The 15,358-nt window shown below is 32.3% G+C and carries 15 protein-coding genes; 8 read left to right on the top strand and 7 right to left on the bottom strand.

Translation table 11 applies throughout. From position 1 onward, the window contains the following. Positions 1 to 24: 24 nt before the first annotated feature. Positions 25 to 1,242: an exo-beta-N-acetylmuramidase NamZ family protein gene (locus ACSSV5_RS02070; protein ID WP_454244559.1), complete on the bottom strand. Its 1,218-nt coding sequence runs from the start codon at positions 1,240 to 1,242 to the stop codon at positions 25 to 27. Here ACSSV5_RS02070 and ACSSV5_RS02065 point away from each other — a divergent pair. Both ACSSV5_RS02065 and ACSSV5_RS02060 read left to right on the top strand, forming a co-directional pair. Continuing rightward, positions 1,223 to 2,458: an ABC transporter permease gene (locus ACSSV5_RS02065; protein WP_454244584.1), complete on the top strand. Its 1,236-nt coding sequence runs from the start codon at positions 1,223 to 1,225 to the stop codon at positions 2,456 to 2,458. The two genes, ACSSV5_RS02070 and ACSSV5_RS02065, sit on opposite strands and share 20 nt — an antisense overlap. A gap of 73 nt (positions 2,459 to 2,531) precedes the next feature. Next, positions 2,532 to 3,512 carry a PLP-dependent cysteine synthase family protein gene (locus tag ACSSV5_RS02060; protein ID WP_454244558.1) on the top strand — a complete coding sequence of 327 codons (981 nt, stop codon included), beginning with the start codon at positions 2,532 to 2,534 and terminating at the stop codon, positions 3,510 to 3,512. 164 nt (positions 3,513 to 3,676) lie between these two features. On the opposite strand, the gene ACSSV5_RS02055 is transcribed toward ACSSV5_RS02060, so the two are convergent. The 3 genes from ACSSV5_RS02055 to ACSSV5_RS02045 all read right to left on the bottom strand — a co-directional run bounded on the left by ACSSV5_RS02055 (position 3,677) and on the right by ACSSV5_RS02045 (position 5,009). Beyond that, positions 3,677 to 3,982 carry a type II toxin-antitoxin system YafQ family toxin gene (locus tag ACSSV5_RS02055; RefSeq protein WP_454244557.1) on the bottom strand — a complete coding sequence of 102 codons (306 nt, stop codon included), beginning with the start codon at positions 3,980 to 3,982 and terminating at the stop codon, positions 3,677 to 3,679. Then, the gene (locus ACSSV5_RS02050; RefSeq protein WP_211065570.1) at positions 3,964 to 4,191 is read right to left on the bottom strand and encodes a hypothetical protein; all 228 of its coding nucleotides are present in this window, start codon (positions 4,189 to 4,191) and stop codon (positions 3,964 to 3,966) included. Before ACSSV5_RS02050 ends, ACSSV5_RS02055 begins: the two co-directional genes overlap by 19 nt. Before the next feature lie 227 nt (positions 4,192 to 4,418). Next, positions 4,419 to 5,009 (bottom strand): hypothetical protein, encoded by a 591-nt coding sequence (locus ACSSV5_RS02045; protein WP_211065569.1) that lies wholly within the window; start codon positions 5,007 to 5,009, stop codon positions 4,419 to 4,421. 181 nt (positions 5,010 to 5,190) lie between these two features. Here ACSSV5_RS02045 and ACSSV5_RS02040 point away from each other — a divergent pair, with 181 nt between their 5' ends. The 6 genes from ACSSV5_RS02040 (at position 5,191) to ACSSV5_RS02015 (ending at position 10,515) form a co-directional block, all read left to right on the top strand. Continuing rightward, positions 5,191 to 5,616, top strand: coding sequence for an RrF2 family transcriptional regulator (locus ACSSV5_RS02040; RefSeq protein WP_211065568.1), 426 nt, complete (start codon positions 5,191 to 5,193; stop codon positions 5,614 to 5,616). Positions 5,617 to 5,717: 101 nt separating this feature from the next. After that, complete coding sequence (locus ACSSV5_RS02035; RefSeq protein ID WP_211065567.1) at positions 5,718 to 6,413, top strand: DUF2490 domain-containing protein; 696 nt, start codon at positions 5,718 to 5,720, stop codon at positions 6,411 to 6,413. Positions 6,414 to 6,425: 12 nt separating this feature from the next. Beyond that, positions 6,426 to 7,289, top strand: coding sequence for a sulfite exporter TauE/SafE family protein (locus tag ACSSV5_RS02030; protein ID WP_454244556.1), 864 nt, complete (start codon positions 6,426 to 6,428; stop codon positions 7,287 to 7,289). A gap of 7 nt (positions 7,290 to 7,296) precedes the next feature. Beyond that, positions 7,297 to 8,700, top strand: a complete 1,404-nt coding sequence (locus tag ACSSV5_RS02025; protein WP_454244555.1) for an FAD/NAD(P)-binding protein — start codon at positions 7,297 to 7,299, stop codon at positions 8,698 to 8,700. Beyond that, entirely contained in the window at positions 8,684 to 9,262 is a 579-nt protein-coding gene (locus ACSSV5_RS02020) for a cysteine dioxygenase (protein WP_211065564.1), read from the top strand. The genes ACSSV5_RS02025 and ACSSV5_RS02020 overlap by 17 nt, the downstream gene beginning before the upstream one ends. 317 nt (positions 9,263 to 9,579) lie before the next feature. Beyond that, positions 9,580 to 10,515, top strand: coding sequence for a transporter (locus tag ACSSV5_RS02015; protein ID WP_211065563.1), 936 nt, complete (start codon positions 9,580 to 9,582; stop codon positions 10,513 to 10,515). Here ACSSV5_RS02015 and recG read toward each other — a convergent pair. From recG to ACSSV5_RS02000, 3 genes are all read right to left on the bottom strand, one after another. After that, entirely contained in the window at positions 10,508 to 12,613 is a 2,106-nt protein-coding gene (gene recG, locus ACSSV5_RS02010) for an ATP-dependent DNA helicase RecG (RefSeq protein WP_454244554.1), read from the bottom strand. The two genes, ACSSV5_RS02015 and recG, sit on opposite strands and share 8 nt — an antisense overlap. Positions 12,614 to 12,657: 44 nt before the next feature. Beyond that, entirely contained in the window at positions 12,658 to 13,287 is a 630-nt protein-coding gene (locus ACSSV5_RS02005) for a sterol desaturase family protein (protein ID WP_454244553.1), read from the bottom strand. Positions 13,288 to 13,463: 176 nt separating this feature from the next. Beyond that, complete coding sequence (locus tag ACSSV5_RS02000) at positions 13,464 to 15,350, bottom strand: hypothetical protein (RefSeq protein ID WP_454244552.1); 1,887 nt, start codon at positions 15,348 to 15,350, stop codon at positions 13,464 to 13,466. Between the last annotated feature and the right edge of the window lie 8 nt (positions 15,351 to 15,358).

Genomic DNA, 15,358 nt, shown 5'->3' with positions numbered 1-15,358 from the left:
AAAATTTGACTTAAATGTTTAAATTTAATACAAATGATATTGCTTCTTCAGTTTTTTAAAATCATCTATATCTTTTTGCCAGGTCGCTTTGATTTCTATGCTACTCATTCCTTTTTCAATTTGGTTTTGAAGTTGTGTTGTGCCTGCTAATTTTGTGAAAAAGGAATTAAAAAAATCATCTTGATTTGATGTGTTTTGATAGGCTTCAATCAGCCAAACTAAATGAATTTCTGATAAAAATTGATGTGAAGTTAAATCCATTCCATAGCAAATTTTGCCTTGATGTTTAGGGTATTTTGAACCTAGATTAGGCTCAGGAACATACTGAAAATCATATTTTTCTCGATCTAAAAACGGCGATCCAAACACTTGAAAAGGTGTTGATGTGCCTCGACCTGCATTGACATTTGTGCCTTCAAAAAAACATAAACTCGGATATAAATTTATTGATAATGTGCTATGTAAATTAGGCGATGGTTTTATAGGCAATTTATAGTTTTTTTTAGTATCGTAATTTTTTAAAGGCACAATTTTTAATTCACACTTGACTTGATTTTTAAGCCATTGTTCTCCATTGATCATTTGAGCATATTCACCAATCGTTAAACCATAAACTATTGGCACAGGATGCATACCAACAAAGCTTTGATGTGTTTTTTCTAAAACAGGACCATCAACATAATGTCGGTTGGGATTTGGTCGATCCAAAACTATCAAAGGAATATCTTGCTCTGCACAAGCTTCCATGACATAATGTAAAGTAGAAATATACGTATAAAACCGCACGCCAACATCTTGGATATCAAAAACCAACATATCAATTCCTTTCAAATCGGTTTCTGTTGGTTTTTTATGACTAGCATAAAGTGAAATAATCGGTAACCCTGTTTTAGCATCGATAGCATCATCAACTTTTTCACCTGCATCAGCTTGACCACGAAATCCGTGTTCGGGTGCAAATACTTTTTTTATATTGATATTAAGACTTAAAAGCGAATCGACGAGATGTGTATAACCATCTCTATTATTTTTAATGACAGAAGTTTGATTGGCAACAATAGCGATGTTTTTTTGTCTTAAATCGTTCACATATTTTTCAGTTTGGTCAGCACCAGTCAACAATTTCTGCTCGTTAGAAGATTTATCTTGAGCTTGACAGGCTAAAATCAAAAACAAACTAAATAAAACTGTATTTTTGAACCTGAAAAACAGAGCGAGCAAATTGAATTTTGAATATTTCATATCGAAAAAGCTGATTAAAACCAAAGGCTATAAAAGTAAGGTTTCTTCCCCAATAATAAAAATTGCTGTAACTGCCATAAGTATTGGCATCATCATGATGATTTTAGCTTTTGGTACTGGTTTAGGTTTACAACAAAAAATCAGAGATAAAATTACCGCTTTCAACGGGCATATCACCATCAGAAGTTTTACGAGTAATCAATCTAATCAAAACTTACAACCTATTGATGCGAGACAGGATTTTTATCCCAACTTTGAAAGTGTTCCTGAAATAACTCACGTCCAAAAAACCGCTTCAAAATACGGCGTCATCCGCACCGAAAATGATTTTGAAGGTATTGTGGTTAAAGGTGTTTCTACAGATTACGATTGGTCTTTTTTTGATGAATTTATCGTTGAAGGCAGAAAACTAAACCTGACTGAAAATATCAGCAAAGAAATTATGATTTCTGAATATCTTGCTGATCGACTTGGTTTTGAATTAGGCGATAAGGTTATTGTTTATTTCTTAAAAGATAAAGACAACGACCGACCAAGATTGGTAGCTTTTGATATTGTGGGAATTTACAATTCAGGTTTTTTAGAGTTTGACAAGCAATTTTTGATGACTGATATCAAACAAATTCAACGCCTCAACAAATGGGAAGATTACCAAATTGGTCAATTTGAACTCATGGTTTCAGATTTTGATGACATCCAACAAACAGGAATACAGGTGTATGAAAACATAGGTTCTTTTCTCAATGCCACAACTATAGTTAGTCAATATCCTACCATTTTTGAATGGATTGCACTTTTTGATGTCAATATTGCGTTAATCGTCATCATTATGGTCATCATTGCAGGTATCAATATGATTACGGCTTTGTTGGTTTTAATTTTAGAGCAAACCCAGCTTGTTGGGATTTTAAAAGCTTTAGGCTGTCAAAATTTTAGCATCAGAAAAATATTTCTTTACAATGCTACCTATTTAATTTTAAAAGGCTTGTTTTGGGGAAACCTAATTGGAATTGGGTTACTGCTCCTTCAAAAAAATGGAAAAATAATCAGTCTTAATCCAGAAACTTATTATGTTACTCATGCCCCAGTTTACATTGACTGGACTTATTTGTTAGGCATCAATCTCGGCACAATTCTTGTTTGCCTTCTCATGCTTTTACTGCCTTCTTATATCATCACAAAAATTTCGCCTGTCAAGGCTATAAAGTTTGATTAAAATTTTCTTGTTTTATTCATTTTAAAGCTTCAAAACATTAATTTCTTATACTTTTGCAAATCAAAATGAGATTATGCAATACGCCAAAAATATCTTAGAAACGATTGGAAATACGCCTTTAGTCAAGCTCAATACTATTGTATCAGATATTGATGCTTTAGTTTTAGGCAAATACGAAACCTTTAACCCAGGTAACTCTGTTAAAGACCGCATGGCTTTACAAATGATAGAAGACGCCGAAGCCAATGGTCATCTCAAACCTGGCGGCACAATCATTGAAGGTACTTCAGGCAATACAGGAATGGGTTTAGCTTTAGTCGCCATAGTGAAAGGCTATAAAGTGATTTGCGTGCTGAGTGACAAGCAAAGCCAAGAAAAAATGAATATTCTCAAAGCCGTTGGATGTGAAGTCCACGTTTGTCCAACAGACGTCGCACCAGACGACCCAGAGTCTTATTATTCTACTTCAGCAAGATTAGCAAGAGAAACACCAAACTCTTGGTATGTCAATCAATATGATAATCCGTCTAATTGTAAAGCTCATTTCAAAACCACTGGACCAGAAATTTGGGAACAAACCGATGGCAAAATCACGCATTTTGTTGTTGGTGTTGGTACAGGCGGAACCATTTCTGGAGTTGGTAGTTATCTTAAATTAAAAAATCCAAATATTAAAGTTTGGGGCATCGATACTTATGGCTCGGTGTTTAAAAAATATCACGAGACGGGAATTTTTGACGAAAATGAAATTTATCCCTACGTTACCGAAGGCATTGGCGAAGATATTCTCCCTAAAAATGTGCGTTTTGAAATCATTGATGGTTTTACTAAAGTCACCGATAAAGATGCGGCAATTTACACGCGAAAACTGGCAAAAGAAGAAGGAATGTTTCTCGGAAATTCTGCTGGAGCAGCGGTTAAAGGCTTGCTTCAACTAAAAGAACATTTCAAAAAAGATGATGTAGTCGTTGTCCTCTTTCACGACCATGGCAGTCGATATGTCGGTAAAATGTATAATGATGAGTGGATGAAGGAAAAAGGGTATTTGGAGTAGTTTTTTTGCGGTTATAAGTTTAAAAACTTATAAGGGTTATGAGGTTATTTGTAATGATTTTTGCTTTGATAAAGATTGGCTTCAACAACTAAATCTAAGGTATCTGTGAATCTGTGGTGGAAACTAAAACGCCAAAAGTGAACTTAGTTTATAAATAAATTATTTTATTGAAACAATTCTGAATGTGAACCGATTCGGATTAATCGTATCACTTGATGCTTATCAATTTGAAACCAAATGATCAATAAATCTGGTTTAATATGACATTCCCAATTGTTTTTATAAACGCCTTTCAGTCGATGAGGTCGCATTGTTTTTGGGATTTCAGAAAGACCTCCTTTTTGAAGTTTTTTCAACACATTCACCGCAGCAGTGCAGTTCTTTTCTAACTTTTTTATTTTTTTTTTAAATCTTTTGTAAACCGAGTAGTTGGCTCTAAATGATACATCTTTTACAATTTTTCCAACCAATCATCAAGGTCTTCAACTCTCTCCAGATTACTATTTTGAGCTTCTTCAATAGCTGATTTGGTTGCCTGATTAGGTATATGACCAACATCTTGGTATAACAATTTTTCAATATAATTGTTCAGACTTCTATTATCTGCCTTTGCTTTTTCTTTTAAAACTTCAATTAAATCTTTGTTTAGCCTAACAGCTGTTTGAATTTTTGTTGCCATAATATCACCTATTTAATTATTAAAAACAGAGTGTTATACAAATATAGTTGATTTAATCACACAACGGAAATTGTATTCTCTTCTTTATAGACAATTTCTTTTTAAACCTTAATGGATAAATCTCAGTCATTATCTTTTTTATCTCAAGAGCCGTTATGTCGACAAAATGTATAATGATGAGTGGTTGCGTGAAAAGCGATATTTGAAGTAAAAATGTTTTTGGTTTTTCAATTTAACTTATGTACCTTTTTCTTTTTTCTGTTCGTCGCTACCCAACCAAAAGTAAAATTAAACAACGGTCCATATCCGCCTTCTACACCAATACCTTCATAATAACCAATACCAAATTCTAAATTATAATTTAACCCTTTTTCATTTGTTCGTTGAATACCATAAACACCACCCCAAAAGACTAAACTAAACTGTCCTTCATCATCAAGATTGTGGCTAAAAGTTAAAGGTTCCCAAAAAACACTTCGTGCAACAGCGAGATAATCTGCTGAATTATAGCTTATGTTTTTTTCTTTATTGTAGCGCTTTTCAAAATTAATATAAAACCGTGTCCTGGTATGCCATACATAACCAAAGGCATAGCCTTCTTCATAAAATGCAAGCCCTGGAGTAAAACTTGAAGAAATACTTAAGTTTTTGAATAAACCCAATTCATAACGAAATCCAGGACCAAAATAATTAAAAGTCACTTGATGTCGCTCTAAATTTGGTGTGCCGTCATAACTTTCAACAAACTGTTGTGCATTTGAAACATTAATTGAAAATGTCATAAGTAAAGAAACCAATACTAACTTTAGATTTGTCATTAATTAACTGTAATTAAAGTAAAGCATAAATGTAGAGCATTTTTTTAAAACTGTAAACTTTAAAAATGTAGTTTAGAATCAATAATAGTTAAATTTGAATATTTTAAAATGGGAATATTTGAGCTTGATTTAGTATGTTTGGTTATTCAAATTTAATTCATTACAACAGGAAATATTTTAAATGCTTTCAAAAAAAACAAAATACGCCATCAATGCCTTAGTCTATATAGCTAAAAATATTGACAATCAACCTGTTGCAGCATCAGATATTTCTGAAAATCAAAATATTCCTCTCAAATTTTTAGAAACTATTCTGACGGAGTTGAGAAATGCACGAATTCTTAGAAGCAAAAAAGGAAAATATGGTGGTTATCTTTTAAATGAAAGTCCTGACAAAATCAATTTAGCGAAAATTGTAAGACTTTTTGACGGTGCTATTGCTCTTTTGCCTTGCGTGACTTACAACTATTACGAAAAATGTGAAGAATGTATTGACGAAGAAACCTGTGGCATTAGACAAGTGGTGATGGAAATTAGAAATACAACGGTTCAACAATTAAAATCTGCAACACTTACCAGTATTGTCGAAAGAGAAAAAAACAAATAATTTTTTTATTTTTAAATCCTATTAATTTGGTAGGTATTGTATGTTTTAATATTATTGCATAAAAAAAGTTAATGCTTAGGTGGTATAAAATTTTATTCGTTTTGATAATAATTTGTTTTTCAACACAAGTCTCAGCTCAAAAACACGTTGAAACCCAAAGTTTATATTGGACAAGATATTATCTCAAATCAGACATCAACGAAAGCTATGGAATCAACCAAGAATTTGAAGAAAGAGTGTTTTGGTTTCCTTGGCGTCAGCATCAATTTTTATCAAGAACACGGCTTGAGAGAAAACTGGGCAAAGGTTGGAAAGCCGAAGTGGGTTTTACTTATTTTCTTCAAACTTTACCTCACGACCCAAATATTGAAGACACCAACAACAGAACAGAACTTAGACCACAGTTGGGTTTAAGTTATAAGCAAACTCTTTCTCCCAAGTTTTCACTTCATCATCGGTATTGGAATGAATTCAGATTTATGGAACAACCCGAAGATTCTTTTGAATACAGAAATCTAAGAGTTCGATACAAAATAGAAGTGAGATATAATGTGACAGAAAAAATGATTTTAAAGTTATTTGATGAAATTCATCTCAACTTTGGAGATGATGTTGTACTCAACACGTTTGATCAAAACCGAATTGGCGGAAGTATTCTATATAATTTAACAAACAACTTTGGTGTTGAATTAGGCTACTTCAATTGGTTTCAACAACGCAGTTCGGGTGTAGATTACTTCAACCGAAACATTGTCAGATTGACTTTTAGGCACAAACTCAATTTATTTAATACTTAATTCATATCATTTATGAAAAAGATCAAAACCATTCACGTTTCTATAGCCATCATCACACTTAAAATTTTGCTTATTGTTTTAATTCTAAGTGTCTATTTACCAAAAGCTTCAGAATCAGATTTGCTGTTTGATTCTACTTTCTTTTGGTTTCTTTTGGCTGGTTTTCTTGCCCAAATGGTCGATGGTGCTTTGGGTATGGCTTATGGCGTCACTTCAAATTCAGTATTATTAGGTTTTGGTCTGTCACCGAGACTGGCTTCAGCAGCGGTTCATACGGCTGAAGTCTTTACCACAGGAGTTTCAGGCTTATCTCACATTAGAGTAGGTAATTTTGACTTAAAATTATTTTTAAATCTTTTTGTTCCAGGAGTTATTTCAGCAAGTGCTGGTGCATTTTTATTAGGCTCTATTATTGAAGGTAAAGTGATAAAACCATTTATTGCGGCATATCTTATCATTTTAGGTGTTTTTATCTTGTCAAAAGTTTTTAAAAAGAAACCTAAAATTAAGGAAAACCTCAAGTTTGCACCTGTTTATGCTTTATTTGGTGGGTTTCTTGATGCTATAGGTGGTGGCGGTTGGGGTCCAATTGTTACTTCAAACCTGATTAGACAAGGCAATACGCCAAACATCGTGATTGGCACTGTAAATACCGCAGAGTTTTTTGTCACTTTTTTTAGTGCAGGAATTTTAATTTATTTTACAGGAATACAGAGTTGGCAAATTATTCTCGGTTTAATCATTGGCGGTACATTAGCTGCACCAATCGGAGCTATCATCACTAAAAAAATACCCCATAAATCAATGATGATTATTGTAGGTTGTATGATTATTTTAACCTCATCATATACCTTAATAAAAGCTTTATTTTTATAAAAAATAGATGATGAAAAAAATTGGCGTCATAGGAGCAGGTTTCTCAGGAATGATGACAGGCATTCATTTGGCTAAAAATTCGCATAGAGAAACTCGCATTTATCTTATGGATAAACAACAAAATTTAGCAAAAGGCACAGCCTACAATTCTTATTCAAAACATCATCTTCTTAATGTGAAAACTAAAAAGATGAGTGCTTTTCCTAAAGAACCAAATCATTTTTTGAATTGGGTAATCAAGCAAAATATTTTTCCAAATACAAACGAAAATTTGATAGCAGAGTCTTTCTTGCCTAGACAAATTTATGGAGATTATTTATGTAGCATTTATGAATCTTACTCTACAAATCCTCATGTAAAAATAACTCATATCAACCATACAGTTGAAGATTTAGAAAATGAAAATGAGATAATAAAATTAAAACTTGACAATAAACAAATTCTTGAAGTTGACCAATGCGTAATAGCAACTGGCAATTTAGCTCCAAAACATCCTAAATATATATCTAAAGAAGTTATAAAATCATTAAAATACTTTCAAAATCCGTGGCAAAAACAATCGGTTACAAATATTGATAAAAACCTACCTGTTTTGATTATTGGTAATGGGCTAACAATGGTAGATACCGTGGTTGGTCTTTTAGAAAATGGGTTTGACAATCAAATTTATGCCATCTCGCCAAACGGTTTCAATCTGATTCCACATCGAAAAAATGTTTATGATTACCCTGATTTTGTCAATCAATTGAAAGACGATATGAGTTTGTTAGATATTCTTAGTTTGTTCAATAAACATCGTAAAAAACTGAGAAATCTTGGTATTTCTGCTGAAGTCATCGTCGATTCTCTGAGGTCAAAATCACAATCCATTTGGCAGAGTTTTTCCGATAAAGAAAAGTCCATTTTTTTAAGACGGCTTAGACATCTTTGGGGTGTTGCAAGACACAGACTGCCACTGCAAATACACGATAAAATTCAACAACTAAAAATCGATGGTATTTTAAATGTCATATCGGGTCAGATTACAGATATAGATTTAAATCAATCTCAAGTCAATGTCAAATTTTACGATAAAGCTAAAGCCGATTTTAAGGCAATCAACGTTTCAAGAATAATCAATTGCACAGGACCAAGTTTGGATTTATCTAAAACCAAAAACAATTTTTTAAAGCACTGCTTTCAAAAAGGAATCATAAGCCAAGACCGTTTTAAACTGGGCATAAAAACGCATACACCAACCTATCAAACCATAAATCAAAACAGTCAAATTAACGAACATATTTTTACTATAGGTCCAAACTTAAAAGGAGAACTTTGGGAAAGCACAGCTGTGAACGAATTGAGAAATCAAGCTTTAGAATTATCTCATATATTAATAAAAAAACAAAAAAGCTATGCACAATTTAATTAAAAAATTAGTTCATCTAAATGAGAAAGATGTCAACAAATCAAGTTTAGTTAAAATACTTGAAAGTGAAGATATTGACGTTTCAAGATACAAAATTGACGCCAATCAAACCACTAGAGGCTATCACAGAATACCGATTTTAAATGATTTTGTAGTCGCTTATTTAATGATTTGGCCAGCATCAGTATCTTCAAGTATTCATCAGCACAAAAACATTAAAGGCGTCATTAAAGTTTTAGATGGTAAAATTGAAGAGCACGAATACAAATTTGATGATAATCAAAAACTATTAGAACGAAAATCTGTTAAAACCTATCGAGAAAACGATATTATTTACGAAAACAAAGACGCTATACATCAAGTTTTTAATACATCAAAAACGCAAACCGTATGCACAATGCACATTTATTATCCACCATCTCAAAACCTTAACGGCAGTGTTTTATTTGACCCAAACAAAGGAATCATAGCCACTTTGAGCGATTTAGCCTTTTCCTATAGTTGGAATCAACCCAAAGAAGCATTTTCAAAAATTGACAGTACAGGTTTTATCTACAAAACTTAAAGTTTCTGTTTTTATATCGAATTAAATTTTTCATAAATATCCATTATGATTTCAACACAAATCTATACAATTGGTGATTCGGCAATCCCAAAACGACAAATCTCACGAAAAACAACTGATGAATAATTGCTCTCAGGATTTCCGCTCTGCTATGTTTTGCTAAACCCAAGCCTTATAGAATTAAGGTCAGTAAGAATTTTTAAATGCCTAATGATTTTCGCTATTACATTTGAAGTCTTTTAAAAGTAGGCTAAAATTAAAAAAACAATCTTCTAAAGATTTATTTTTAATACATTTGTTTTCCAATTTAATAAGCTATGAAAACCACATTTTCAATTTTGTGTTTCCTTTGTGTTAATTTGTTTTTTGGGCAATACACTGAAACTATCAACTCAAATCGTCCTGGAGCTTCTTTTGGAGCCTATAGCGTAGGAACAAATGTGATACAAGTTGAAGGCGGAATAGGTCTGGGCAATGACGAACACGATTTGCTTAAAACGGACACAGATTTATTTTTTATCGATTATGCACTTCGTTACGGTTTAATTTTAGAAGAACTCGAGCTCATTTTAGAAGGTCGTTTTGCTTTTGCTGATGAAACTAATATGATAAGCAATATAACCCAAAGTTTTTCATTTTCTGATTTTCAAACCAATACTCTCGGTGCAAAATACTTGGTTTACGATCCACACAAAAAAAGACAAAAAGAAGGACCAAATCTGTATAGCTATCATGCTAATCATAGTTTTCAATGGAAAGATTTGATACCTGCCGTTTCTGTTTATGCTGGAGCCAATTTGCTGTTCGGTGACAATCCTTTTATGTTTCCAGATGAGCCTAACATATCATCTAAACTTGGAGTATCTGCACAAAGCAATCTCGATAGAACAGTTTTGGTAATAAACATTATAGCTGATAAAGTTGAAACTGATTTTCCGAGTTATAGTGGAATATTTACAGTAACTCACGCATTAAATAGAAGATATTCAATTTTTGGAGAATTTGAAACTACTAACAGTGATTTTTACAGTGATGAATTAATTAGAGCTGGTGGTGCATATTTATTTAATAAAGACCTCCAATTGGATGTTTTTGGGCTGATCAATTTTAAAGACACACCTCAACGTTGGCTTGCAGGAATTGGTTTGTCTTATCGATTTGATCAATTTCACGAGGATAAATACTTAGATATGAAAGATGATGAGCTGGAAAAAGAGAAAGATAAACCCACAAAAACCATTGATTTCAACTGATATAGTTCCACTTAAATTTATCTTGTGTAAGCTTTATGAATTCTTTTTTAAGAAGCGTATGTTCGGGTTTTTCTAAGTTAGGATCTTTTTTTAATAACCTTATGGCGTGATGTCTTGCACTTTCAAGAATGCTACTGTCTTTTACAACATCTGCTATTTTTAAATTGAGTAAACCGCTTTGTTGCGTTCCCATCAAATCACCAGGACCACGTAGTTTTAAATCAACTTCCGCAATTTGAAATCCATCGTTGGTTTGGGTCATTGTTTGCAGTCGGGTTTTTGCATCGTCGCTAAGTTTGTGACCTGTCATCAAAATACAATAGCTTTGCTCAGCACCTCGCCCAACTCTACCGCGCAATTGATGTAGTTGTGACAAACCAAAACGCTCTGCACTTTCAATTACCATTACCGATGCATTTGGTATATTAACACCAACTTCTATAACCGTTGTCGCCACCATAATTTGAGTTTCGCCATTAACAAATCTTTGCATTTCAGCCGCTTTGTCTTCGGGTTTCATTTTGCCGTAAACAATTGAAATTTGATAATTTGGTTTGGGAAACTCTCTTGATATACTTTCATAACCATCCATCAAATCTTTGTAATCAAAATTTTCAGATTCTTCAATCAATGGATAAACAATATAAACTTGACGACCTTTGGAGATTTCATTTTTGAGAAACTGAAAAACTTTAAGTCGATTGGCATCATAGCGGTGAACCGTTTTAACGGTTTTTCTTCCAGGTGGCAACTCATCGATGACTGAAATGTCCAAATCGCCATACAAACTCATCGCTAAAGTTCTAGGTATTGGCGTAGCCGTCATAACCAAAACATTGGGTGGCAAATCGTTTTTCTTCCATAATTTAGCCCGTTGAGCAACGCCAAAGCGGTGTTGCTCGTCTATAATAGCAAAACCGAGGTTATGAAATTTAACTTTATCTTCAATCAAAGCATGTGTGCCGACCAAAATATGTAGGTTACCATTTTCAAGATTTTGATGAATTTCTTTGCGTTGTTTGGCAGTAGTTGAACCAGTTAAAAGGCTAATACTAATACCAAGTTGATCACAATATTCGGCAATAGTTTGGTAGTGTTGTTTGGCTAAAATTTCAGTCGGAGCCATCATACACGTCTGAAATCCATTATCTAAGGCAATCAACATGCTCATAAATCCTACGATGGTTTTTCCTGAACCCACATCACCTTGTAAAAGTCTGTTCATGTGAGCTGTTCGTCCTAAATCATTTCTAATTTGTTTGAGGACTTTTTTTTGAGCATTTGTCAATTCAAACGGGAGAATGTTGTTATAAAATGTATTGAAATAATCTCCAATTTGCTTAAATTTAAAACTTTTGATCTTATGTTTATGAAATAGATTCTTTCTTACCAGTTGCAATTGAATAAAGAAAAATTCTTCCCATTTCAGTCTAAATTGAGCTTTTGAAAGAAGCTCATTAGATTGTGGAAAATGGATATTAAAATAGGCTTTCGAAGGTGAAATTAATTTCAATTCTTCTACAATATTTTGTGGTAAAATTTCTTGAAACGGAGATTGTAATTCAGTAAAAAGTTGCTTCAGCATTCTGTTAAAAAAGCGATTGCCGAGGTTGTTCTTAGTCAATTTTTCAGTGCTAGAATAAACCGGTTGAAGTTTTACATTAAAATCTTTTTTAAATTCTTTATATAACTCCATTTCTGGATGAATCATACTAAACTGACCGTTAAAGAAATTTAATTTTCCAAATATGACGTAGGGAGCATTTATCTTCAAATTTTCTCTTATCCATTTTTGTTTTTTAAACCACACCAATTCCATTTGCCCTGTTTGGTCTTCAAAAGATGCTACTAACCTTTTGCCACGGCGTTGAGAAACCATCCGTATTTCTGTAATAACCCCAACAATTTGAATTTCGGCAGCACTATTTTTGAGATCTTTTATCTTGTAAAACTGAGTTCTGTCTATATATCTAAACGGGAAATATTCAATTAAATCTGCATAAGTTTTTATGCTGAGTTCTTCCTCCAAAATTTTAGCTTTTTGAGGACCTACGCCTTTAAGGTAGGTAATTGGTGTGTTGAGTTGATGACTAAGCATTCAACGAATATAAGACATGCTAAAAAAAGATGAAATAAAGCGTGCTATTTTTTTGGTGGCATCGTTCCAAAAACTTTATCCCAAAACGTATTGGATACGCCAAAAGCTTTATCGGGATATTTAAAATGGTGGATGTTGTGATGTAACCAAATGTGTTTAAACCGTTTAGGTGGTTTATTTACATGTATAGCACGATGAACAAAAGAATACATCAAATAGCCAGAAAAAAAACCAGGAAAAAAACCAAAACATAAATCTGGAATCTGAAATATCCAAAATATGAGATAAAACAAACCGAACAACAAACTTGCCATGATCAAACCTGGCACAGGTGGCATGAGCAATCTTGCTTCGTCTCTTGGAAATTTGTGATGAGAACCATGCATGATAAAATGAAAACGCTGGACGAGCTTATTATCATTTATCCAATGAAATAAATACCTGTGCAACAAATATTCTGCAAAAGTCCAAAATAACATTCCAAAGGCAAAAAGCCCAATAAAAACTATGGGATCTAAACCAACTTTAGCTATTGCATAATAAGTAAACAACGCAATACTCAAACCGTAAACAATAATATTTGAAATAGGGTTTGTTTTGGTTAAACTTTCTAAAAAAGGATTTTTAAAAATCCTCGCCTCACCATGCTGATATTCTGTGGTTACTTTTGGCATTTTAATTGATTTAAATAATAAATTCATTCAAAAATATAATATTTTTAAATGAAAGTCAAATCAAATTTTATTCTTATAAAAGATATTGCTTTTATTTTTACTAACTTCAATTCAAGAAAATAGATTTTTTTATATTATACAATATTTAAAACATCTAACTAAACTACTGACATCTTTTATTGCTCACAACTTTCACAATAAGTAGTTCTCAAATATTCATCACTTAAAAGTTGAAACGTTACACCGCCATTTTCAATAGAATTAAACAATTTACAAAAACGTTCAGAATTCATATTAAAAGCATTTAACAAAACTGTTCTATAATTAGCGTTCTCTGTTAAATTTTTATCTATTATCGTAAGGTTAAGGTAATAGAACAACAAATCTTCATCTATATCTATGCTTCTCGACTTGGTTTCAAGAAGTTCAACAGCAAGATCCGTATTGGCATAAAAACTAAAAAACTGAGCTAAGCTGAGGTAATCATAATCTGATAAGTCAAATTTTTTGTAGTTGTTATTGATAAAATTAACAGATGCGTTTTTGCTTGCATAATCTCTTTTTTGCATATCATTTTCTGCCTTGATGATATGAAAATTGACCAACATCCTAGAGATTAAAGGTTCTGAAATTCCATAATTTTTAAGTGCTTTGATTTGACTCTTAAATTTTGTTGGGTTGACATCAATCGCTTTGAACTGCCAAAGTTTGATTTTTGTGGCTACAATATTGTATTTCACTTCAGGAGTATTTGGTACTAATTTTTCTAAAGCTTTCAATTCATTGTAAACAATTAAAGATTGTCTGACATCTAACATACTCTTAAATGCTGCATTTTTGTTTAAAATCTTAACATACTTAGCTTGCTTTGGTACTTGCATTTGAGTTAAAAAATCTGGAGAAATCGTTTTATCTTTAAGCTTTTCAAAAATGGAATTTTGAATGGTTTTGGCTTCTTCAAGATTTGAATTTGAAATTGCCGAGTTAAATTTTGACAACAGTTCTTTATGTGTCATGTTTTTATACTTGTCTTTCTTTTCAAGTTCTAACTCAACAACGGCTTTACGGTGATGTTTTAAAATAGGTTCTAAATCATTTGAAAGTGAGCCCACCAATTTGGTTTTGATTTGATTTTTAGATAGCTTTGCCAAATCAGAATGTTTTGTGCCTTTGATATCATTTAAAAACTCCACCCAATTTTCAGAAGTCGAAACATTGGTTTGTATTGTTGGTTTTTGAAAACTTTGTAAAGCTTCTACAATGCTATTGGCTCGTTGTTGTTGGAGTTCAATATTGTGTTCTAAACTGCCTTCAACAGACGAATAAGCTTTGATATTGATGGTTTTAATATTAAAATCTGTCAATCTTAAAGAATCATAAATGGGCTTGATGTCTTTTTGAGTGTATTCTGCTTTGTTTTTTTCAAATGGAATAATAAATTTTAGCGTTTTATTTTTTAACACATAACCTTCTTTACCTCGAGAATTTATCGCTTTTCTGGTATAGGTTAAACTATCAAGATACATACCCATATCAAGCAATTCCCATGGATAAGATTCTAAATTATAAATAATTTGATAGCGACATAAATTATTATTGTTTAAAAATAAAATATTGTATTCTAAAGACTCATCCATAAGATTCCGAGGAACATTTCCGACAAAAGTTCGGTAAAACTTGTCGTCGTAAGATTCTAAACCACGGCGTAAATCTTTGCTGTAAACAGGTGGTAAAAGTTCTCCTTTAATTTGCGAATCTTTTATGTAATCGATATCACAATCATATCTTTTTTTGCTGACCACATCAATTGCAATGCCATCTTCTCTATTGCTAAATAAGGTATTGAACCAGCGTTTATCATTGATTTGAAAATACAATTTTTGACCTTCTCTAATAACCGAAAACTTAACTTCACGCGGTTTTTGCTTGAATATTTGAACAAATGAACTGCAAACTTGATCTCGATTGTGACTCGGAAAATTTATACCATAATTATTTTGAGCAGAAAGTGTTGATATCTGTATAATAATTAAGATAAAAAATAAATTGCTAAAGAGTTTCATGTGATTGA

The organism is Psychroflexus sp. MBR-150, assembly GCF_053628795.1.
Note: the sequence above shows the minus strand (reverse complement) of the source record. Positions and strands in the feature narration are given on the sequence as shown.

Coding starts and splice junctions, on each gene's coding strand:
- ACSSV5_RS02025 (WP_454244555.1), top strand. CDS start 7,297: ATGATGAAAAAAATTGGCGTCATAGGAGCAGGTTTCTCAGGAATGATG.
- ACSSV5_RS02060 (WP_454244558.1), top strand. CDS start 2,532: ATGCAATACGCCAAAAATATCTTAGAAACGATTGGAAATACGCCTTTA.
- ACSSV5_RS02070 (WP_454244559.1), bottom strand. CDS start 1,242: ATGAAATATTCAAAATTCAATTTGCTCGCTCTGTTTTTCAGGTTCAAA.
- ACSSV5_RS02015 (WP_211065563.1), top strand. CDS start 9,580: ATGAAAACCACATTTTCAATTTTGTGTTTCCTTTGTGTTAATTTGTTT.
- ACSSV5_RS02045 (WP_211065569.1), bottom strand. CDS start 5,009: ATGACAAATCTAAAGTTAGTATTGGTTTCTTTACTTATGACATTTTCA.
- ACSSV5_RS02030 (WP_454244556.1), top strand. CDS start 6,426: ATGAAAAAGATCAAAACCATTCACGTTTCTATAGCCATCATCACACTT.
- ACSSV5_RS02050 (WP_211065570.1), bottom strand. CDS start 4,191: ATGGCAACAAAAATTCAAACAGCTGTTAGGCTAAACAAAGATTTAATT.
- ACSSV5_RS02040 (WP_211065568.1), top strand. CDS start 5,191: ATGCTTTCAAAAAAAACAAAATACGCCATCAATGCCTTAGTCTATATA.
- recG (WP_454244554.1), bottom strand. CDS start 12,613: ATGCTTAGTCATCAACTCAACACACCAATTACCTACCTTAAAGGCGTA.
- ACSSV5_RS02020 (WP_211065564.1), top strand. CDS start 8,684: ATGCACAATTTAATTAAAAAATTAGTTCATCTAAATGAGAAAGATGTC.
- ACSSV5_RS02000 (WP_454244552.1), bottom strand. CDS start 15,350: ATGAAACTCTTTAGCAATTTATTTTTTATCTTAATTATTATACAGATA.
- ACSSV5_RS02005 (WP_454244553.1), bottom strand. CDS start 13,287: ATGCCAAAAGTAACCACAGAATATCAGCATGGTGAGGCGAGGATTTTT.